The sequence below is a fragment of the Methylosinus sp. LW3 genome (assembly GCF_000527115.1).
Taxonomy (GTDB): Bacteria; Pseudomonadota; Alphaproteobacteria; order Rhizobiales; family Beijerinckiaceae; genus Methylosinus.
On the sequence record NZ_AZUO01000001.1, the window covers coordinates 610,911 to 629,808 of the forward strand.

At 66.9% G+C, this 18,898-nt stretch carries 21 protein-coding genes; 8 read left to right on the forward strand and 13 right to left on the reverse strand.

Annotated elements, in window-relative coordinates:
• Positions 1 to 126: 126 nt before the first annotated feature.
• Positions 127 to 2,055 carry a cobaltochelatase subunit CobT gene (cobT, locus tag METLW3_RS0102985; RefSeq protein ID WP_024878519.1) on the forward strand — a complete coding sequence of 643 codons (1,929 nt, stop codon included), beginning with the start codon at positions 127 to 129 and terminating at the stop codon, positions 2,053 to 2,055.
• A gap of 681 nt (positions 2,056 to 2,736) precedes the next feature.
• On the opposite strand, the gene rpmB is transcribed toward cobT, so the two are convergent.
• Entirely contained in the window at positions 2,737 to 3,030 is a 294-nt protein-coding gene (gene rpmB / locus METLW3_RS0102995) for a 50S ribosomal protein L28 (RefSeq protein WP_024878520.1), read from the reverse strand.
• 201 nt (positions 3,031 to 3,231) lie between these two features.
• Positions 3,232 to 3,723: a nuclear transport factor 2 family protein gene (locus METLW3_RS0103000; protein ID WP_245267216.1), complete on the reverse strand. Its 492-nt coding sequence runs from the start codon at positions 3,721 to 3,723 to the stop codon at positions 3,232 to 3,234.
• Between the two features lie 72 nt (positions 3,724 to 3,795).
• Here METLW3_RS0103000 and METLW3_RS0103005 point away from each other — a divergent pair, with 72 nt between their 5' ends.
• The 4 genes from METLW3_RS0103005 to METLW3_RS0103020 all read left to right on the forward strand — a co-directional run bounded on the left by METLW3_RS0103005 (position 3,796) and on the right by METLW3_RS0103020 (position 6,937).
• Positions 3,796 to 4,035 carry a hypothetical protein gene (locus tag METLW3_RS0103005; RefSeq protein WP_024878522.1) on the forward strand — a complete coding sequence of 80 codons (240 nt, stop codon included), beginning with the start codon at positions 3,796 to 3,798 and terminating at the stop codon, positions 4,033 to 4,035.
• A gap of 215 nt (positions 4,036 to 4,250) precedes the next feature.
• Entirely contained in the window at positions 4,251 to 5,141 is an 891-nt protein-coding gene (locus METLW3_RS0103010; RefSeq protein WP_024878523.1) for an NAD(P)-dependent methylenetetrahydromethanopterin dehydrogenase, read from the forward strand.
• A gap of 167 nt (positions 5,142 to 5,308) precedes the next feature.
• Positions 5,309 to 5,818: a formaldehyde-activating enzyme gene (gene fae, locus METLW3_RS0103015; RefSeq protein ID WP_024878524.1), complete on the forward strand. Its 510-nt coding sequence runs from the start codon at positions 5,309 to 5,311 to the stop codon at positions 5,816 to 5,818.
• A 99-nt stretch (positions 5,819 to 5,917) separates the two neighbouring features.
• Positions 5,918 to 6,937, forward strand: a complete 1,020-nt coding sequence (locus tag METLW3_RS0103020) for a hydantoinase/oxoprolinase family protein (protein WP_024878525.1) — start codon at positions 5,918 to 5,920, stop codon at positions 6,935 to 6,937.
• Positions 6,938 to 6,944: 7 nt separating this feature from the next.
• On the opposite strand, the gene METLW3_RS0103025 is transcribed toward METLW3_RS0103020, so the two are convergent.
• The 7 genes from METLW3_RS0103025 to METLW3_RS0103055 all read right to left on the reverse strand — a co-directional run bounded on the left by METLW3_RS0103025 (position 6,945) and on the right by METLW3_RS0103055 (position 13,777).
• Complete coding sequence (locus METLW3_RS0103025; protein WP_024878526.1) at positions 6,945 to 8,534, reverse strand: ATP-binding protein; 1,590 nt, start codon at positions 8,532 to 8,534, stop codon at positions 6,945 to 6,947.
• Positions 8,535 to 8,749: 215 nt separating this feature from the next.
• Positions 8,750 to 9,316, reverse strand: a complete 567-nt coding sequence (locus METLW3_RS0103030) for a DUF4337 family protein (protein WP_024878527.1) — start codon at positions 9,314 to 9,316, stop codon at positions 8,750 to 8,752.
• Between the two features lie 88 nt (positions 9,317 to 9,404).
• The gene (locus tag METLW3_RS0103035; protein WP_024878528.1) at positions 9,405 to 9,974 is read right to left on the reverse strand and encodes a DUF447 domain-containing protein; all 570 of its coding nucleotides are present in this window, start codon (positions 9,972 to 9,974) and stop codon (positions 9,405 to 9,407) included.
• 37 nt (positions 9,975 to 10,011) lie between these two features.
• Positions 10,012 to 11,406, reverse strand: coding sequence for a DUF6513 domain-containing protein (locus tag METLW3_RS0103040; RefSeq protein WP_024878529.1), 1,395 nt, complete (start codon positions 11,404 to 11,406; stop codon positions 10,012 to 10,014).
• Positions 11,399 to 11,968 carry a flavoprotein gene (locus METLW3_RS0103045; RefSeq protein WP_024878530.1) on the reverse strand — a complete coding sequence of 190 codons (570 nt, stop codon included), beginning with the start codon at positions 11,966 to 11,968 and terminating at the stop codon, positions 11,399 to 11,401. The genes METLW3_RS0103040 and METLW3_RS0103045 overlap by 8 nt, the downstream gene beginning before the upstream one ends.
• A complete protein-coding gene (locus tag METLW3_RS0103050) occupies positions 11,965 to 12,618 on the reverse strand; it encodes an aspartate kinase (protein WP_024878531.1) in 654 nt (217 codons plus the stop codon). Before METLW3_RS0103050 ends, METLW3_RS0103045 begins: the two co-directional genes overlap by 4 nt.
• The gene (locus METLW3_RS0103055; protein ID WP_024878532.1) at positions 12,596 to 13,777 is read right to left on the reverse strand and encodes a (5-formylfuran-3-yl)methyl phosphate synthase; all 1,182 of its coding nucleotides are present in this window, start codon (positions 13,775 to 13,777) and stop codon (positions 12,596 to 12,598) included. The genes METLW3_RS0103050 and METLW3_RS0103055 overlap by 23 nt, the downstream gene beginning before the upstream one ends.
• Before the next feature lie 202 nt (positions 13,778 to 13,979).
• Here METLW3_RS0103055 and METLW3_RS0103060 point away from each other — a divergent pair, with 202 nt between their 5' ends.
• Entirely contained in the window at positions 13,980 to 14,663 is a 684-nt protein-coding gene (locus METLW3_RS0103060) for a type 1 glutamine amidotransferase domain-containing protein (protein ID WP_024878533.1), read from the forward strand.
• An 82-nt stretch (positions 14,664 to 14,745) separates the two neighbouring features.
• Here the strand turns inward: METLW3_RS0103060 and METLW3_RS0103065 are convergent, their stop codons facing one another.
• From METLW3_RS0103065 to trpA, 3 genes are all read right to left on the reverse strand, one after another.
• Positions 14,746 to 16,053, reverse strand: coding sequence for a folylpolyglutamate synthase/dihydrofolate synthase family protein (locus METLW3_RS0103065; protein WP_024878534.1), 1,308 nt, complete (start codon positions 16,051 to 16,053; stop codon positions 14,746 to 14,748).
• Between the two features lie 120 nt (positions 16,054 to 16,173).
• Positions 16,174 to 17,034 (reverse strand): acetyl-CoA carboxylase, carboxyltransferase subunit beta, encoded by an 861-nt coding sequence (gene accD / locus METLW3_RS0103075; protein WP_024878535.1) that lies wholly within the window; start codon positions 17,032 to 17,034, stop codon positions 16,174 to 16,176.
• A complete protein-coding gene (trpA, locus tag METLW3_RS0103080; RefSeq protein WP_024878536.1) occupies positions 17,031 to 17,942 on the reverse strand; it encodes a tryptophan synthase subunit alpha in 912 nt (303 codons plus the stop codon). Before trpA ends, accD begins: the two co-directional genes overlap by 4 nt.
• Positions 17,943 to 18,033: 91 nt before the next feature.
• Between trpA and METLW3_RS0103085 the strand changes: the two genes are divergently transcribed.
• Together METLW3_RS0103085 and METLW3_RS0103090 are read left to right on the forward strand one after the other, a co-directional pair.
• Positions 18,034 to 18,312 (forward strand): type II toxin-antitoxin system RelE/ParE family toxin, encoded by a 279-nt coding sequence (locus METLW3_RS0103085; RefSeq protein ID WP_024878537.1) that lies wholly within the window; start codon positions 18,034 to 18,036, stop codon positions 18,310 to 18,312.
• A 7-nt stretch (positions 18,313 to 18,319) separates the two neighbouring features.
• Positions 18,320 to 18,646 carry a HigA family addiction module antitoxin gene (locus METLW3_RS0103090; RefSeq protein ID WP_024878538.1) on the forward strand — a complete coding sequence of 109 codons (327 nt, stop codon included), beginning with the start codon at positions 18,320 to 18,322 and terminating at the stop codon, positions 18,644 to 18,646.
• A 52-nt stretch (positions 18,647 to 18,698) separates the two neighbouring features.
• On the opposite strand, the gene METLW3_RS28045 is transcribed toward METLW3_RS0103090, so the two are convergent.
• Positions 18,699 to 18,869 carry a hypothetical protein gene (locus METLW3_RS28045; RefSeq protein ID WP_157516507.1) on the reverse strand — a complete coding sequence of 57 codons (171 nt, stop codon included), beginning with the start codon at positions 18,867 to 18,869 and terminating at the stop codon, positions 18,699 to 18,701.
• Positions 18,870 to 18,898 lie beyond the last annotated feature (29 nt).

An 18,898-nucleotide genomic window follows, 5' to 3' on the forward strand; every position in this document is an offset into this window, starting at 1 on the left:
TCGCGCGTTGTCGGAATCCGCGGGTGATTTCGTCTTCGGCGATTTTCATAACTGTCGATCCGGCATAGGCTATATAGGCTCGCTCGCCCGAAGGCGGGCGCAGAGCTCACGATCGAACGGACTTCCATGGCAACCAATCGCAAACCTGCCTCGCCGAAGGAGGCTCCGCAAGAGCCGTTCAAGCGCGCCGTCGCCGGCGCGATGCGCGCCATGGCCAAGCGTTCGGAGCTGGAAGTCTCCTTCTCGCCGGAGCGCGCCATGCTGCTCGGCGCCGACGACAAGGCCAAGGCGCGCCTGCCGGAGCCGCCGCGCAAGCTCACCGCCCAGGACGCCGCCATTGTGCGCGGCCACGCCGATTCCATCGCTCTGCGCCTCGCCTGCCACGATGAGGCGGTCCATCGCCGCGTGCAGCCGCAATCTCCCGACGCCCGCGCCGCCTTCGATGCGCTGGAGCAGGCGCGCGTCGAATCGATCGGCTCGCGCCGCATGGACGGCGTCGCCGCCAATATCGGCGCCATGCTCGACGATCGCTATCAGCGCGCCCGCTTCTCCGAGATCGAGACGCGCGAGGACGCGCCGCTCGAGGACGCTCTGGCGCTCATCGCGCGCGAGCGTCTGACCGGCATTGCGCCGCCGCCGCATGGCCGCAAGGCGGTCGATCTCTGGCGCCCCTGGATCGAGGAGCGCGCCGGCGCCGATCTCGACAAGCTCGTCTCGGCGCTCGAGAATCAGCGCGGCTTCGCGCAGCTCGCGCATCGCCTGCTCGCGTCGCTCGAGCTCGAGGGCGAGAGCGCGGGAGGCGAGGAGGACGCCGAGGAGCCGAGCGAGGACCAACCGCAAAACCCCGACGAGGCCGAGGGCGAGGAGACCGAGGAGGACAAGCAGTCCGGCTCCTCCGAGATGGACACCGCCACCGCCTCTGAAGAGGCGTTGGAGAAGGGCGAGAGCGAAGCCGCCGAAATTCTCGACAGCGAGATGCTGGAGGAGATCGACTCCGGCGATGTGGACGAGGCGATGGAGACGCGGCGTCCGCCGACCTCCTCGGCCGATCGTTCCGGTGGCGAATACAGGGCCTACACGTCTCGCTTCGACGAGACGGTGAAGGCGGAGGATCTGTGCGACGCCGAGGAGCTCGATCGCCTGCGCTCCTATCTCGACAAGCAGCTCCTGCATCTCTCCTCTGTCGTCGGCCGGCTCGCCAATCGCCTGCAGCGCCGGCTGATGGCGCAGCAGAATCGCGCCTGGGAGTTCGATCTCGAGGAGGGCATGCTCGATCCCGCGCGCCTGCCGCGCGTCGTCATCGATCCGCAGCAGCCGCTCTCCTTCAAGCGCGAGAAAGACACCAATTTCCGCGATACGGTGGTCACTCTGCTGCTCGACAATTCCGGCTCCATGCGCGGCCGGCCGATCACAGTGGCGGCCACCTGCGCCGATATTCTCGCCCGCACGCTGGAGCGCTGCGGCGTGAAGGTGGAGATTTTGGGCTTCACCACCAAGGCGTGGAAGGGCGGCCAGTCGCGCGAGAGCTGGATCGCCGACGGCAAGCCGCCGAACCCCGGCCGGCTCAACGACATACGCCACATCATCTACAAGGCCGCCGATGCGCCCTGGCGGCGCGCGCGCCGCAATCTGGGCCTGATGATGCGCGAGGGCCTGCTGAAGGAGAATATCGACGGCGAGGCGCTCGACTGGGCGCATCGCCGCCTGCTGGCGCGGCAGGAGCAGCGCCGCATTCTGATGATGATCTCCGACGGCGCGCCGGTCGATGATTCCACTCTGTCGGTCAATCCGGGCAATTATCTCGAGCGCCATTTGCGGCATGTCATTCAGGAGATCGAGACCAAATCGCCGGTCGAGCTGATCGCCATCGGCATCGGCCATGACGTGACGCGCTATTACCGCCGCGCCGTGACCATTGTGGACGCGGAGGAGTTGGGCGGCGCGATGACGGAAAAGCTCGCCGAGCTGTTCAGCGAGAACGCCGCGCCCGCTCCGGCGCGCGCCCCGCAACGTGCGGCGCCGCCGCGGCCGCGCGTCCTCGCCACGGCGCCGTGACGGGTTTGCGCCGCGCCCCCTCCCCAGCCCTCCCCCGCTGCGCGCGAGAGGGAGCAGATTTCGCGCTTCATCGACATTTCGCGTCACGTCGCCGCCTTCCCTCTCCCGCGAAGCGGGGGAGGGTGAGGGAGGGGGCGCTCGGGGTGGCGCTCGTCGTCGTGAATCGCCTCTCGTAATTCACCGAATGGTGAATAAGTTTAAGTCGAGTTAATTTCGCAACCAGCGCTCAACCGCGCCGAAAACGAGTCGGCGGGGAACCTTCAGGGCGGCTGTTGCATTAATATTTCGGCGCGACCGTCTGGTGCGCGTGCAGTGACGATCGGATGTCCGAGCGATCGGCCGACCGAGAGTGACGAGGGAGTTGCGTATGATTTCCTTTGGCAAAGTTCGAAATGCGGGATTGCCCGCGGCGTCTCACGAGCCGCTCGACGTCCAGAGGGTTCTCTGCGTCGCCGCGATCTTCTCGCTGGCCACCCTTCCCCTGCTGCTCAGCGTAGCTTTGTCGATCTGGGGCTGACACGCCGCCCGGAGCGATTGCCTGCGCGCGGCTGGGGGCTCGCGTCGGCAAGGGCGGCCAAAACGGGAAAGACCCCGCGCTCTTGCCCAGGGCGCGGGGTCTATTTGTCTTCGTTCTCGGAAGAGAGCGAGCCTTAAAAGGCTCGCATCCCGTGGCCGTCGAGATCAGGCGCTGGCGGTGGCGAGCTTCTTGACGATCTCGCGCTTCAGCGCGCGGGCGTCGTCGGAGAGCTCCGTGTCGCGCGCCTTGACGAGGAAGCCGTCCAGACCGCCGCGATGCTCGACCGAGCGCAGAGCCGCCGCCGAGACGCGAAGGCGGACGGAGCGCGCCAGCGCGTCCGAGGCCAGCGTCACATTGACCAGATTGGGCAGAAAGCGGGTGCGGGTCTTGTGATTGGAGTGGCTGACGAGATTGCCCGTCTGCACGCCTTTGCCGGTCAGTTCGCAACGGCGGGACATGGTCTTTTCCTTTCGATCGGCGCAGAGCGCGGGAGCCCGCGCCATTCGATGGCCGTATGACATGAAATTCGCGCAAAGACCCCGCGCCCCGGGGGGCGAGCCCTTGGTTGGGCGGTCTTATAGAGGCAGGGGCGGCGAAAGGTCAACAGGGGATGTCGCCTTCATGGCGATCATGTGAACCTTCGGCGATCCTGCGAACCTTCAATGCAGCGAGCGCGTCGGCGGCGCCTGCGGCGGCGGAGGCGGCTCGCTCTGGACCATCAGCGGGCTCGCCTGATGATGCACCAGCCGCCACGCCCCGTCGACGAGCCGGAAGCAATTGGTGGCGACCAGCGCCGTCTGGCCGACCATCTCTATGCAGACGATGCGTCCCTCGGAGCCGCAGAGCAGCGCGCGCTCGCTGCGGCGCAGAACCGGGTCCTGCATGGGGTTGCGCAAAATCTCGCGAAAGGAGGCCAGCACCTGCTCGCGCCCGAAGATCGGCGGCCAGCCGGGGTGGATGCAGCAGATTTCCTCATCGCCCCAGATCGCCGCCATCCCATCCAGGTCCGCGGCGACGAAGGCTCGATAATAAGCGGCGTTGGCCGCGAGTAGAGACGCCTCGTCCGACATGGGCGCGAAGAATGCGCCCAGCTCGAGCCGATGGCAATAAGAGATGCGGGGAAACGCGGGCGAAAGCCGTCGTCGCGCCACCCTTGACGCCGCCGGGCGCCGCCCGATTTTCCCCAGCGGAGCCGCATCTGCGGTCCATGGAGGGGATGAATCATGAAAATCGGCGGCTTTGCGATCGTCCTCCTCGCCGGCGCGCTTCTCGCCGCCGCTCCCGCCGAGGCGAAGCGCTCCTCCCGCCGCCCGGCCTACGCGCCGCCGGTCGCCGCCCCCGTCTATGCCGCGCCCGCCTATGCCGCGCCGGTCCGCCCCGCGCCGGTCTGGGGCGCCGACGGCTATCGCTTCGATCCGCCGGGCGCCGGCTCCTCCTTCGGGTCCTCGCCCTTCGGTTATTGAGGGCCGCCTGCCTCCCGCTTCCGCTGTCCAGGGCCGGGACAATAGGCTGGACATTCGCCCCGTTCTGCGGTCTATGCGTCTCGCCATTCGAGACCGGGCTCCGCCCGCGCCCGCCGTCCCGGTATCGCTCATCCGAAAGCTTGGCTAAGCTCGGGCGTCACGCGAGGCGCAGCGCGCTCGCGCGCCGGCAAGGACAGAAAGGTTAGGAATTTCCCATGGCCGCCAAATCGATCCTTCATATGTTGAGCACGCTGAAGCATATGAGCCCGTTCGACGTCAACATGGCGATCGACGCGGGCTTCGACGTGGCGATCCCCTACACGAATGTCACTCTCGACGAGGTGGCGGCTCTGGTGCAGGACGCGATGTTCTCCCGCGCTCCCTCGGCCGCCCTGCGCACCGGAATTTTCTTCGCCGGCCGTGACGCCGTGCTCGCGCTCGACATGCTGGACGCCGCCGAGAAGGCGCTGCTGAAGCCCTTCGAGATATCGCTCTTCGCCGACCCTTATGGCTCCTTCACCACCGCCGGCGCCATGGTCGCCTTCGTCGAGAAGGTGCTGCGCGAGAAAAAGGGCCGCGAGCTCAAGGGCGCCAAGATCGTCGTCTATGGCGCGACCGGCGTCGTCGGCTATTCCTCCGCGGTCATCGCCGCGCTCGAGGGCGCCGAGGTGACGATCGTCGGCTATAGCGGCCTCGACCGCGTGACCGTCCAGGCCGAGGAGATCGAGAAGCGCTTCGGCGTGAAGGTGACGCCGGCCGACGGCAGCAAGTCCGAGCAGGTGCGCGCTCTCCTCGTCGAGCATGAGATCGCTCTCTGCGCGGCCCGCGCCGGCGTGCAGGTGCTGTCCGCGGAAGACCTCGCCGCCGCCAAATCGCTGCTCATCGCCGCGGACGTCAACGCCGTGCCGCCGCTCGGCGTCGAGGGCGTCAAGCTGCACGACAAGGGCGTCGAGCTGCCGTCGGGCGCGCTCGGCATAGGCGCGCTCGCCATCGGCGACATCAAATACGGAACGGAGGCCGGCCTCTTCCGGCAGATGACCAATTCCGACAAGCCTCTGCGCCTCGATTTCCGCCACGCTTTCGCGCTGGCGCGCAGCCTTCTCTGAGAAGCGCGCAAGTTCGGTCTGGTCCCGAGGGTTTCCTCCCGAAGGTGTCCTCCCGACTTGCCGCTGTCATGCGGAAATGATTGATGACGGCGGCGCGTCTTCGACAGCGCGGCGCCGAGAACGGCTCGGAGTCTCCGAAGCGACATGTCGATAAGGAAGAAGAGAAAATGGCCCTGATCAACAAGCTCATGATCGGCGAGTCGCTCGTCGGCGAAGGCAATGAAGTCGCTCACATCGACCTGCTGATCGGACCGCGCGGCAGCGCGGCCGAGACCGCTTTCGCCAATGCGCTCGTCAACAACAAGGACGGCTTCACGACGCTGCTCGCCGTCGTCGCGCCGAACCTGCTGGCCAAGCCCAACACGATCCTGTTCAACAAGGTCACCATCAAGAACGCCAAGCAGGCCGTTCAGATGTTCGGACCGGCGCAGGCCGGCGTCGCCAAGGCGGTCGCCGATTCGGTCGCCGAGGGCGTGATCCCGCTCGCCGAGGCCGATGACGTCTTCATCTCGGTCGGCGTGTTCATCCATTGGGACGCCAGCGACGACAAGAAGATCCAAGAGTACAACTATCAGGCCACGAAGGAAGCCATCGCCCGCGCCATCAAGGGCGAGCCGAAGGCCGCCGAGGTCGTCGCCAAGCGCAACGACGTCAAGCATCCTTTCGGCGCCAACTGACGGCTTCGACCGGATCACTTATCATCGGGGGAGCCGTTCGCGGCTCCCCTTTTGCTTTTTAAAGGCGCGCGCGACGCGCCGATCGAAACGGAAAGGCTCATGGCCAGCGTCATCGGCTTCGACATAGGCGGCGCGCATCTCAAGGCCGCGCGCGCCATTGACGGGCGGATCGTCGAGGTCCTGCTGCTGCCCTGCAATCCGCATTACGGCCTCGCGCGGCTCGAGGGCGCGATAGAGGAGGCGGTCGCCCGCCTCGGCGCCGCGGATCGATTCGCCGTCACCATGACGGCCGAGCTCTCCGACGCTTTCGAGACGCGCGCCGCCGGCGTCGCCGCCATCGCCTCCGCGATCGCCCGGCGCGTGAAGGGCGAGACGCTGTTCTACGCCGGGGAGGGCGGCTTCCTTCCCTTCGCCGAGGTTCGCGGCGCGGCGCAGGCCATCGCCTCCGCCAATTGGCGGGCGAGCGCGGAGCTGGTCGCGCGGCGACTCCCCGAGGCGCTGTTCATCGACATGGGCTCGACGACGACCGATCTCGTCCCCATCTCCGGCGGCCGCGTCGGCGCCCTCGGCGGCGGCGACGCAGAGCGCCTCGCCAATGGCGAGCTGGTCTACACGGGCTTCTCGCGCGGCGATCCGCTCGCCGGCGTGACGCTCGCGCCCTTTGCGGGCCGCTGGACGCCGCCGGCGCGCGAGAATTTCGCGACCATGGCCGATGTGCGCCGCGTGACCGGCGATCTCGTCGCAGAGGACGCCGAGCCCACCGCGGACGGGCGCGGCAAGAGCGTCGCCGAATCGATCGCCCGCCTCGCGCGCCTCGCCGGCCGTGACGCCGCCGAGGCCTCGCCCGCGCAATGGCGCGCCTTCGCGGATTTTCTCGCACGCGCGCAGATGCGTTCGATCGAGGATCAGATCGCGCTGCTGCGCTCGCGCGCCGCAATGGCGGAAGGCGCGCCCATCGTGGGCGCCGGCGTCGGCCGCGCCTTGGTCGCGCGCCTCGCTCTGGCCGAAGGCCGCGCCTATCGCGATATCGCCGATCTCATCGATTCGGTCCCGGAGGTCGCGACGGCCGCCGCCGATTGCGCGCCGGCCTGCGCGGTCGCTCTGCTCGCTTCCGGCTGAGCGGGGGCTATTCCGCGGCGGCGGCGCGCGCCAGCAAAATCTTCACGCGGGCGGCGAGCTCCTCGAGCGTGAAGGGCTTGCGCAGAACTTCTATGTTCGATGCGAGATCGAGGCTGTCGAGCGATTTGCCGGCATAGCCGGTGATGAGCAGGATCGGGAGATCGGGGTGAGCGGCGCGAGCGGCTTCGGCCAGATGGCGTCCGCTCACGCCCGGCAAGCCGACATCTGTGACCAGCAGGCGCAAGCTCTCGCCCGATTCGAGCACCTTCAGCCCGGCGTTTCCGTCATCGGCCTCTATGACATCGCAGCCCATCTCCTCGAGCGCGTCGGCGATCTGCATGCGCACTTCCAGCTGATCTTCGACGAGCAGCGTCTTTCCGCAGGGCGCGGCGTAATCTTGCTTCTGCTCCACGACCTCCAGGGCGGCGAAGGCCTCGCCCGGCGCGAGGCTGGGCTGGTCGCGTCCAGGCAGATAGAGGCGCACGCTGGTTCCTTTTCCCGGAGCGCTGTCGATGCGCACGAAGCCGCCGGACTGTTTCACGAAACCATAAATCTGCGAGAGGCCGAGGCCCGTGCCGCGCCCGGTCGGCTTGGTGGTGAAGAAAGGCTCGAAGACATGCGCCAGCACTTCGCGGCTCATGCCGGCGCCATTGTCCTTCACACGGATCTCCACATAATCGCCGGGCGTGGCGTCGGGATCGTCGGGGTCGGCGTCCAGCCGGCGATCTGCGGTCGCGATCTCGAGCACGCCGCCGGCCGGCATGGCGTCGCGCGCGTTGATGGCCAGATTGAGCAGCGCGCTCTCGAGCTGCGACGGGTCGCAGACGACGCTGCGCCGGCAGCGGCCGAGCCGCAGATCGAGCTCGACGCCGGAGCCGAGCGTGCGCCGCAGCATATCCTCGAGGCCGACGACCAGCCTGTCCGGCTCGATGACGCGCGGCAGCAGCGTCTGGCGGCGGGAGAAGGCGAGCAGACGGTCGATGAGATTGGAGGCCGAGCTTGCCGCCTTGCGAATCGCGGCCACCGACGGGCCGATCTCCTCGGCGCGCCCGCGCGCCAATTGCCGCTCTATGACGCCGAGCGAGCCGATGACCACCTGCAGCACATTGTTGAAGTCATGCGCAATGCCGCCGGTCAGCTGGCCGATCGCCTCCATCTTCTGCGCATGGGCCAGCCGCTCCTCGCTCTCCAGCAGCGCGGCGTTGGCCCTGCGCAGCTGATCGGGCGAGGGCAGAGCCAGAAAGCTCGGCAGCCACCACCATAGCGCGATCGAGGTCCCGAGCGAGGCGAGCGCCGTGGCCGCCTTGACGATTCCCTGCACGCCATAGACCGGCTTCCACAAGGTCACGACATCGAGCCAGTGCGTGGCGCCACAGAGCAGGATGAAGGCGGCGAACAGCCATAGCAGGGGCCGAAACACGAGGTCCGCGCGTCTCTGCCCGATGATGACCAGCGCCAGCGGGATGGAGAAATAGGCCAGCGCGATCAAGCCGTCGGAGATCGCGAAGAGCCAGATCAGGCCCGGCTCCCAGAGGAGGCAGAAACCATGCGGCGTCAGATTGTCGACGCCGAAGAGCCATTCGCTCAATGCAGACATCGGAGGCACTCCACAAGCGGAGAGATTGCGATGGCGGCTGAAAAAGCAACCCGCGCTCCGCTGGCGGCGAGGTGGCTCGGCGCGAGCCGGTCGTCGCTAAAAATGAGACAAGTCTACGAAATAATGACCGAAAACTCGGCAATGCGCGGATTTTTGGCCGGCTTCGGCCGGGGCGGCCGCGACGCTGCGCCGCGGTCCCGGCCGAAGCGCTATGCTCAAATATAGGCGTAGCCGGCGAGAAGAACGCCCGAGAGGGCGAGAGCGAGGCCGGAATACCATGGCCATTTGCGGCCGCGGGTGATGATCGCGATGGTCGCAATGGCGATCGCCGCATGCACCAGCGTCACCGCCATCGTCAGAATGTGATGGCGATGCTCGTGATGCTCGGCCTCGTGCAAATGCTCCTCGACGCGATGCTCGAGCGCCTCGGCGTCGGTCTTGATCGCCTTGCTCTCGTCGTCATAGCGCTTGGCCTCGCGGGCCAGCGGATCGGCCTGCGGGCCGCCCTGCTTGGCGGCGACCTCGTTCACGCTCTTCTTGATGCTCTTGGCTTGGAAGAAAGCCCATTGATCGCTCGCCTTGCTCTGGCTGAGCGCGGCGGCGTTCTGCGCGCCGAGCGTGGCGGCGGTCTCGATCGTCTCCAGGCTGCCGATGGTCGCGGCGACGACGGCGAAAACGGCGATCGTCATCGAGACCTGCGTCATGAAGGGCGTGCCTTCATGCGCGACATGCTCGGCATGTTCCGCGTGCTCGAGATGCTCTGTCGTCATTGCTTCGGACATTGTCCATCCTTCATGAAAATTTGTGTCGAAATTTAATCGAGCGAGCCGCCGGCGCGCCGCGCCGTTCCGCCCCCGAGGGGCGAATCGGTTATTTCGACTGTGTTTGAAGATAAGCCTCGATCTTGGCCGTCACCAGCTCCCACGCCTCGCGCTCGGCGGCCCCGGCCGTCTTGTCGATCGCTATGCGGAGATAGGCCATTTCTGTGTCGATTTTTTCGCGGGGCAGCATTCCGAGCCGCGTCGCCAGAATAGCGGCCTCGACCACCGCCGATTGAGCGCGGTTGAACCCCAAAAAGGGCTTGTGGGAGACGATTTTTCTTATCCGGCAGAAAAAGCGCGGCCGCTGAGGGTCGCCCTCGTTGCGCGCTACTTCCAGCTCGGCGTGCGAGAGGGCGGCGGAAAGGCGCGGCGCCGGCCAATCGGGGACCGGCTCCATCGGCCAGTCGCTCCTGCCGCAAACGCAGCCGGCGAAAATGCGCACATCGTCGATGAAGCTCGCCGTGGCGAAGGGCGCGGCCTCGAGATTGGCGAGCGTCGTCGAGGGGCGGAAGGGCGCGATGACCCAGAATCCGTCCTGCTCGATGAGCCCGAGCGGCGCGATATGATGTTGGCCCGTGGGGCCGACCGTGGTGACGATGCATTCGCGGATCATCGGCATCGGCTGCTGCTCCCGCTCGGGTCCCGTGAGATATCCATCATTCCCGCGCCTTGCGCAGCGTATGTCCGGCCTCGCGCAGGCGCGTCTCGTCCTCCTGCGATCTATCCGAAGCGCAGCCGAAGTCCAGCGGCTCGTCCTGCCGATAGCGCTTGCCCAGACGAAAAGCGATTTCCGCCTTCATCAGTTCCGCGCCGAGATAGAAGGCATGGGCGCCGTCCTTCTCGACCCCGAGCTCGGGAAAGAGCGACATTGCGTCCTGCGCCACGCGATGAAAGCCGCGCGCGTAAATGTGGATGCCGTCCGCGGCGACCTCTATGCGGAAATTCTCGTCGCGCAATTCGCGCGCGAGCTCGGCGATCTCGTCCGGCGTCGCTGCATAGGGGCGCTTGTCGTGGGTTTGCAGCAGCGCGTCGCTATAGCCTTTGGGCAGAGCGGCGTCCGCGCGCGCGGCGAACAGCATGCGCCGCGCCGCGTCATGCTCCTGCACCGTGCGGCGCGTGTGCGGGCTCACCTGCACGGTGAGCAGATGCCGAATGTTCAATTCCGAGCACAGACCCAGCAGAACGGCGGTGACGCCGGAGGAATCCGCATCGGTCAATTCGGTGAGATTGCCCGTGCCCATCATCATTTCGGCGTGGGGCTCGCGGCGGCGCGTCTCGACATAGCGCTCTATGGAGGCGGCGAGGCCGAAGTGAATGGGATCGAGGATCGGATCGAGAATGTAGGAAATGCCGCGTCGCTCGGCGATGCGCGCGGCGCGTTGCAGAGAGTCGAGATCGCCGTGCGGATTGGGCACGAGGATCGGAACCAGCGGCGAATTATCCGGCAATATCGAGAGCGTATGCTCGTCGAGGCTCAAGAGATGATCGGCGCCGGCGCGCGCGCCGCGCTCCAGCTCGTCGCGCTTCGCTGAATCGAGGCTGACGGAAAAGCCGCGCTCTTTCAGCGCGACGATCGTCTCTTCCATATGCGGAAAGGGCGTGTCCGGCAGGCAGCCGAGATCGATGACGTCGGCGCCCGCCTCTTTCAGCATCGTCGCGCGGGCGATCACCTCCTCCACGCTCATGATGGAGGCGTCGACGATCTCGGCGAAAATGCGCATGTCATGGCGCGTCAGATCGGCCTTGCCGCCGCGCTTGCCGAGGAAAGCGGGAAGATCGGCGATCTCCTCCGGCCCGCGCTCGAAAGGCGCGCCGAAGGCCTCCGCGAGAGCGGAAAGATCGGCGCGGCAACGGCCCGGCAATATGACGCGATCGGCCGTGAGCGGGCGCGGCAGGCGGCGCAGGATGATCTCCTGCGTCATCAGCGCCGCGACCTTCACGCCAATGTCGTGGATGCGCCAGTCCCTCGCCTCCTCTCCGAAGCCCGCCAACATGCGCTCGAGGCGCGGCAGAGCGAGATGGCCGGTGAGGAACAGCAGGCGCTCAGACATTCCCGATCGGCTCCCGAGCGGAAAGCTCGCGGCGCCGGCGCTCGACGGCCTCATGCAGAGCGGCGAGGCTCTCGGCGACCTGCGTCCCCTCGAAGTTTTTCAATTTGTCGGTGTTCTCGAGGTCGATGCGGCGCGGATAGACCATCACCTTGCGATCGGGCGCCTGCGTCTCCAGCTCCGGCGCCGTATCGCAGGCGAAGACGACGGTCGGCACGCGGCATTTGCCGGCCTGGGCGAAGACATTGGTCGCGAGATTGTCGGAGATGCCATAGACGAATTTCGCGACCGTGTTGGAGGTCGCCGGCGCGACGATCAGCGTGTGATAATAGCTGTGATAGAAGCCGCCGACCGGAACGGAACTGGCCGTCGTGTCCTTGAACACGCGCACATGGTCCGGCATGTCCTCGAGCCTGTGCTTATACATGCGGATGACTTCCGCCGCCGCCTTGCTGACGAAGAGATCGACATGGTCGAGCGAGCGGATGATGTCGAGACATTCGGTGAAGAAATGTCCCGAGCCGGTGAGCGCCCAGCCCCAGCGCGGCGTGACGACCTTTTTCATGATGCGATGCTTTGCTCTCTGGTGAAATCGAAGCGCGCGCCGGGAAGGCCGCCGCGCGCGAAAGTTTCAGGCGCCTCGCGCAAGGCCGCGGGGCCGGCGATGAAGACGTCGAGCCCGCGCGCATAATGCGCGAAGCAGGGATCGACGATCGATGCGGCGCCCCCACCCTCCCCTCCAGGGGGAGGCGGGAAATCGACGCTCTTGATCAGCAATAGCGCGCGCGCTCCCGCCTCATGCGCATACCAGGCCGCGAGACTGTCGGACGTCATGTCCCAGCTCGCTGGAATCTGGGGATCGGCGCGCGTCATCGCAACCGGGCTCCACACTGCGACCTCGCCGCGGGCATGTGTGGCCGTCGCCTCCTGCGGCGTCGCGGCGGGAAGGAGGCCCGGCTCGAGGTCGCACAATGCGCGCCCATATTGCTCCATCGCCATTATGGCCATGTCATGCGCCGCCGCGTCGGAGAAGCGCAGCGTCTCTTGCGCGCTTCGCACCGCATCGGCGAAAGGGCCGCCGCCGGGAACGATGGTGAGAAGGCCGGGATAGCGCCGCAGCGCCGCCAGCCATTGGCGCAAGGCGGGGGAGGCGGCGAGGCTTCCGCCGAGCTTGACGACGAGAGGCCGCGTCTCAGCGCTCGGGCTCGGCGGCATCGGGAAGACCCGGAAAGAGGTTGTGAACCTTGGCGGTCTCGGCCTGGCGCTCGCGGCGGATGCGAATGCCGACCGCGCCCGGCGCGACATCGAGCTTCTCCACCTGCACGGTCAGCGCCTGCACGCGCTCGTGCCGCAGCACCAGCTCGGCGAGGCGTTCGGCGATCGTCTCCACGAGCTCTATGTGGCCCGAGGCGAGGATCATCTTTATCGCGTCCATGATGACGTCATAGGAGAAGACATTGCGCATGTCGTCGCCGCCGGCGGAAACGCGCGTCACATCGACATCGACATTGAAGCGCACCCGCTGCGTGCGGCCGCGCTCGAAATCATAGGCGCCGATCTCGACCGGAATGACGAGATCGCGCACGAAGACATGGTCCACCTCGCGCGTGCGCTCGCGGCTCTCGAGATAGCCGCGGCCGACGACCAGCGACCAATCGACATTGGCGGCGAGCGCGGCGCCCTTGCCGCTCGCCCGCGCCGGGCCGCCGGGGATGAGATCGCGGATCAGCGCGACGGCCGTGGCGTCCATCGCGCTCTTGCGGTCGTGGTCGCGGCACAGCGCGCCGCGAAAGCCCATCACATCCACGCCCGTCACCAGAAGGCGCGGCACGTCCGGCGCTTCTAGCGAGCCGGCGAGGCCCGCCTCGAGGCCGAGCGCATGGCAGCGTTCGACGAAGGAAGAAAGCGCGCCAATATCGAAATGCTCGATGAGCCTGCCCTTGCCCTTATGCGCCGTGTCCAGCAGCGCGCCGGCAAAGCCAGCTGCGGCGAGGCGCGGCAGAACGTCGAGGTCCGGCCCGAGATCGGCGAAGAGCACGGCGACGAGCCGCACGCGCTGCGCGATCGGAGCCAGAGCCGCGATCAGCGCATCGGCGTCCGGCGTCGCCGGCAGCGCGAATTTGACGAAAGCGACGCCGAGCGCGGCGGTCTCCTCTATCGCCGCGCGCGCCACAGCCGGATCATGCGACAGCTCGACGACGGCGCTGACCGGACGGCGACCGGCGACGGAACGCAGGATCGCCGCGACCTCGGCCACGGGCAGAGCGCCGAGAGCGCCGCGGGTGGCGTCCTTGCAATCGATGACGTCCGCTCCGCCAGCGGTGGCGATCTCGGCTTCCGCCACGCTGGCGACGCTCGTCAACATTAGGGTCATCGATCAGGCGCTCTTTCGATCTCGCCTCGGCCCGCGGCGGGAGAGGCAGGACGCTTGTGGAGCAATTTCTTCCGAAATCCAAGTGGGCGCCGCGGGCGAATTCGAGTGGGCGCCGCAGGCGAATTGGAGTGGGCGCCTGCCGGTGGGCTCCTTATCTTCCGGCGAGCGCTTGCGCGAAAAAGCGAGACGACGGAGCGGCCCCATGAAAATTCTCATCGTGCTCACATCGCATGATCGGCTCGGCGACACCGGCCGCAAGACCGGCTTCTGGCTGGAAGAGCTCGCCGCCCCTTATTACGCCTTTCAGGACGCCGGAGCGACGCTCACCTTGGCCTCGCCGAATGGCGGCCAGCCGCCGCTCGACCCCAAGAGCAATGAGCCGGATTTCCAGACCGATCTCACGCGACGCTTCGAGGCGGATGCGGCGGCGAAGGCGCAGCTCGCGGAAACGGTCCCGCTCGGCGAGGTCCGCCAGGAGGATTTCGACACGGTGTTCTACCCCGGTGGCCATGGTCCGCTCTGGGATCTCGCCGAGGATGCGCATTCGATCGCGCTGCTCGAATCCTTCATTCGCGCGGGAAAGCCCATCGCCCTCGTCTGCCATGCGCCGGGCGTGCTGCGACATGTGGGCGCGCCGGACGGACGGCCGCTCGTCGCGGGCAAAAAGGTGACGGGCTTCGCTAATAGCGAGGAGGAGGCCGTGGGCCTCACCGGGGTCGTGCCGTTTCTGGTGGAGGACGATCTGCGCGCCAAGGGCGGGCTTTTCTCGAAAGGCGCGGACTGGGCGAGCTATGTGGTGCGGGACGGATCGCTGATTACCGGACAGAATCCGGCGTCCTCCGGTCCGGCGGCGCGCAAGCTGCTGGAAGCGCTCGCGAAAGGGTGAGGCTCTTTCCGGCGGGGACCCTCATCCGACCCCGCTTTGCGGGGCCACCTTGCTCCTGCAAGCGGGAGAAGGGAGAGCCCAGTCACTCTATGACGGAGCCGTTCAGCGCCAGCACGCCGGCGGCGAGATAGAGCGAGCCGGCGATCAATATGCGCGGGGGAACCGCATAGCTGCGCTGCGCGATGATCGCCAGCGCCTCCTCGACGCTCTGCGCGGCGGCGGCTTTGATGCCCTCGGCGCAGGCCAGCGCGGCGATCTCTTCCGGCGGCCAGCTCTTATGCTCGCCCTCGACCGGCACGGCGACGACCTCGCCGGCGAGGCCGACGAAATGCTTTATCAATGCGCGAATGTCCTTCGTCACCTGCGCGCCGCAGACGAAGACCAGCGGCCGGGCGTTTTTCTCCTCGAATTGCGCCATGGCCTCGGCGAGCACGCGGCCGCCGTCGTCATTATGGCCGCCGTCGAGCCAGACTTCCGAGCCCGGCGGAACCAGATCCGCCACCCGTCCGCGCGAGAGCAATTGCAGCCGCGCCGGCCATTCGGCGCGGGTGAGGCCCGCCTCTATATGCTCAGGCCCGATATGCGGCGCGACGGCGCGCAGCGCGGCTATGGCGCCGGCGGCGTTGGCATGCTGGTGGCGGCCGGGCAGGCGCGGCAATGGCAGATCGAGCAGGCCGCGTTCGTCCTCATAGACGAAGCGGCCGTTCTCCTCGCGAATATGGAAATCCTCGCCGGCGATGGAGAGCGGCGCGCCGACGCGCCGCGCCTCGCGCTCCAGCACGTCGCGGGCGCCGTCATGCTGCTGAAAGCCGATGATCGCGGGCGCGCCGCGCTTCAATATGCCGGCTTTCTCATAGGCGATCTTCTCGATCGTATCGCCCAGAAACTCGGGATGGTCGCGCGAGATGGAGGTGATGATCGTGGCCTTGGGGCTCTCGATCACATTGGTCGAATCATAGCGCCCGCCGAGGCCCGTCTCCAGCAGCAGCCAATCGGCGGGCTCCTCGGCGAAGAGCGCGAAGGCGGCGACGGTGGTGATCTCGAAGAAGGTCACGGGCCGCTGGCCATTGGCGCGCTCGCAATCCTCCAGCGCCTTTTGCAGGCGGGCGTCGTCCACCAGCGTTCCGGCGAGGCGGATGCGCTCGTTGAAGCGCAAGAGATGCGGCGAGGTGTAGACATGAACGCGCTGGCCGGCGGCCTCCAGAATGGCGCGCAGAAAGGCCAGCGTCGAGCCTTTGCCATTGGTGCCGGCGACATGGATGATCGGCGGCAGCCGGCGCTCGGGATGGCCCATTTCGGCCAGCAGCCATTCGGTCCGTCCGAGGGACAGATCGATCTTCTTGGGATGAAGGTCCAGCAAGCGCGTCAGAATCGCGTCGCGCTGATCCATGGGACTGGCTTTCGCTTCTTATTGCGCATTCGGACGAATCACGTCCGAATGCGCTCCTGGAAAGATTCGAGCTCGCATGTTCGTCTCCGAAAGCCGCTTGGCGCTTTTCGGGAACATGCTCTAGGCCGCGCGGCGCGGCGCTTTGGTCAGCAGCGCGCAGAGCCGGGCCAGCGTCTCGCGCATTTCCGTGCGCGGCACCACCATATCCACCATGCCATGGTCGCGCAGATATTCGGCGCGCTGGAAGCCCTCGGGCAGCTTCTCACGAATCGTCTGCTCGATGACGCGCGCGCCGGCGAAGCCGATGATCGCGCCGGGCTCGGCGATGTGAATGTCGCCCAGCATGGCGTAGGAGGCGGTGACGCCGCCGGTCGTCGGATTGGTGAGCACGACGATATAGGGCAGTCGCGCGTCGCGCAGCCGGCGCACGGCGATGGTGGTGCGCGGCATCTGCATCAGCGAGAACATGCCTTCCTGCATGCGCGCGCCGCCGGAGGCGGTGAAAATGATGAAGGGCGTGCGCTTCTCTATCGCGTGGCTCATGCCGGCGATGATCGCCTCGCCCGCCGCCATGCCCAGCGAGCCGCCCATGAACTCGAAGTCCTGCACGGCGACAGTGACGGCCGCGCCCTCGAGCTTGCCATAGGCGATCGTCACCGCGTCCTGATGGCCGGTCTTGAGGCGATATTCCTTGATCTTGTCGACATAGCGCTTGATGTCGCGGAACTTCAGCGGATCGCTCGGAACATCCGGCGTCGGCACGATGTCATGTTCGCCATTGTCGAAGAGGCCGGCGAGCCGCGCCTCCACCGGAATGCGCATGTGATAGCCGGAGCCCGGCACGACATAGAGATTGTCCTCTATGTCCTTGTGGAACACCAGCTGGCCGCTCTCCGGGCATTTGACCCAGGCGTTCTCCGGCGCCTCGCGCTTGATGAGGGCTTTGATCTTGGGCGGAACGACGTTGGAATACCAGTTCATGACCAAAGCCTCGCGAGCGCCCCCAAGGCCGATTTCAGCGAAAAGGGCTCGTCCTTCTTCGCCTCTTGCGCCCGCGCGCTGCGCACGCCGCGGGAGAGATCGGCGACGAGGCTCGTCACCGCCTCCACCGTCCGCGGACCGGCGCGATTTTCCGCGTCGAGCGATTTCGCCAGCGCATCGACCAGCGCCGTTCCCACAACCACGCCATCGGCGTATTGCGCGATCGCGGCGGCGTTCTCCGCCGTCTTGACGCCGAAGCCGACGGCGATGGGCAGAGGCGTGCTGCGCTTGATGCGCGCGACCGCCTCCGACACGCCCGAATAATCCGACAGCGCCGCGCCGGTGATGCCGGTGAGCGACACATAATAGACGAATCCGCTCGTGTTTTCGAGCACTTTGGGTAGGCGCTTGTCATCCGTGGTGGGCGTCGCCAGGCGGATGAAGTTCAGCCCCGCCGCGCGCGCCGGCAGGCACAGCTCGGCGTCTTCCTCCGCCGGAAGATCGACGATGATGAGCCCATCGACGCCGGCCGCCTTCGCCTCCTCGAGGAAGGCGGGCACGCCATGCACATAGACGGGGTTGTAATAGCCCATCAGCACGATCGGCGTCGCCTGATCCTGCGCGCGGAAGGCGCGGACCAGCTCGAGCGTCTTATTGAGCGTCATGCCCGCATGCAGCGCCCTGAGGCCGGCCGCCTGAATGGCGGGGCCGTCGGCCATGGGGTCGGTGAAGGGCATGCCGAGCTCGATCACGTCGGCGCCGGCCTTGGGCAGGCTCTTCAATAGAGCGAGCGAGGTCTCGAGGTCCGGGTCGCCGGCCATGACGAAGGTCACGAGGGCGGCGCGGCCCTCGGCGCGCAGGGCTTCGAAGCGGGCGTCGATGCGTGTGGTCTTGACAGCGGAAGTCATGGCCGCAGGCGATAGCATAGGGGAGGGCGAAGGGGAATGGCGGGGTGGGGGTGGAGTTGCTCGCTTGCAGATAGCGTCATACGCTCCACATATGATACGATCCGTCAAAGGAACGGCGACACGCCAGTTTCTCGAAACCGGCAAGTCGAAGTTCTCGGGCCTCGACGCGGAACTGGCGCGCCAGCGTCTGGCGGAACTCGACAGCGCCGCCTCGCTCGACGATCTGCCGCCACTGCGCAGCGTCGGGCTGCATAGGCTGTCGGGCGACCGCAAGGGCCAATGGGCGATCAAGGTCAATGGGCCGTGGCGAATCGCCTTTCGTTTCGAGGGCGGCGACGCCTTCGAGGTCGAGATCGTCGACTATCATTGAGGTCGTAATGGCGAAGAAGGGCGAAGACGTTTTCGAAGCGCCCGCGGGCGGTTTCCGATTCGGGCCGATCCATCCCGGCCGCACGCTGGCCGCGGAACTCGAGGCGCGGGGCTTGAGCGCTCACGCGCTCGCGCTGAAATTGCGCGTGCCCGCCAATCGGATCGGCGAGATCGTCGCCGGCAAGCGCGGCGTGAGCGCGGAGACGGCCCTACGGCTGGGACGCTACTTCGGCAATAGCGCGGCGTTCTGGATGAATTTGCAGACGAAATATGATCTCGAAGTCGCGGAGCGCGAATTCGGCGAACGCATCAAGGCGGAAGTCGAGGCGGCGTGATCGTCGCCTCGCGCGTTCAGAGCAATTCACGGCCGACTGGCGGCGAATTCATCTAGCCTTTGGTAGCCACAGAGGGATTCGAAGGCGCTTCCGACAGAAGCTCGTCGAGCGCGTAGCGGCGCTCGGCTTTCGGTGAATTGATCGGGTGGTCCGCCTTGCAGGGCGCGCGGTCGCGCTTTCGGCCTCGCGGGGCGGAGCCGTAACGGTCATAGGGCTTGGACATCAGCGACCCTCCGAGCCGGACCCGCCGGC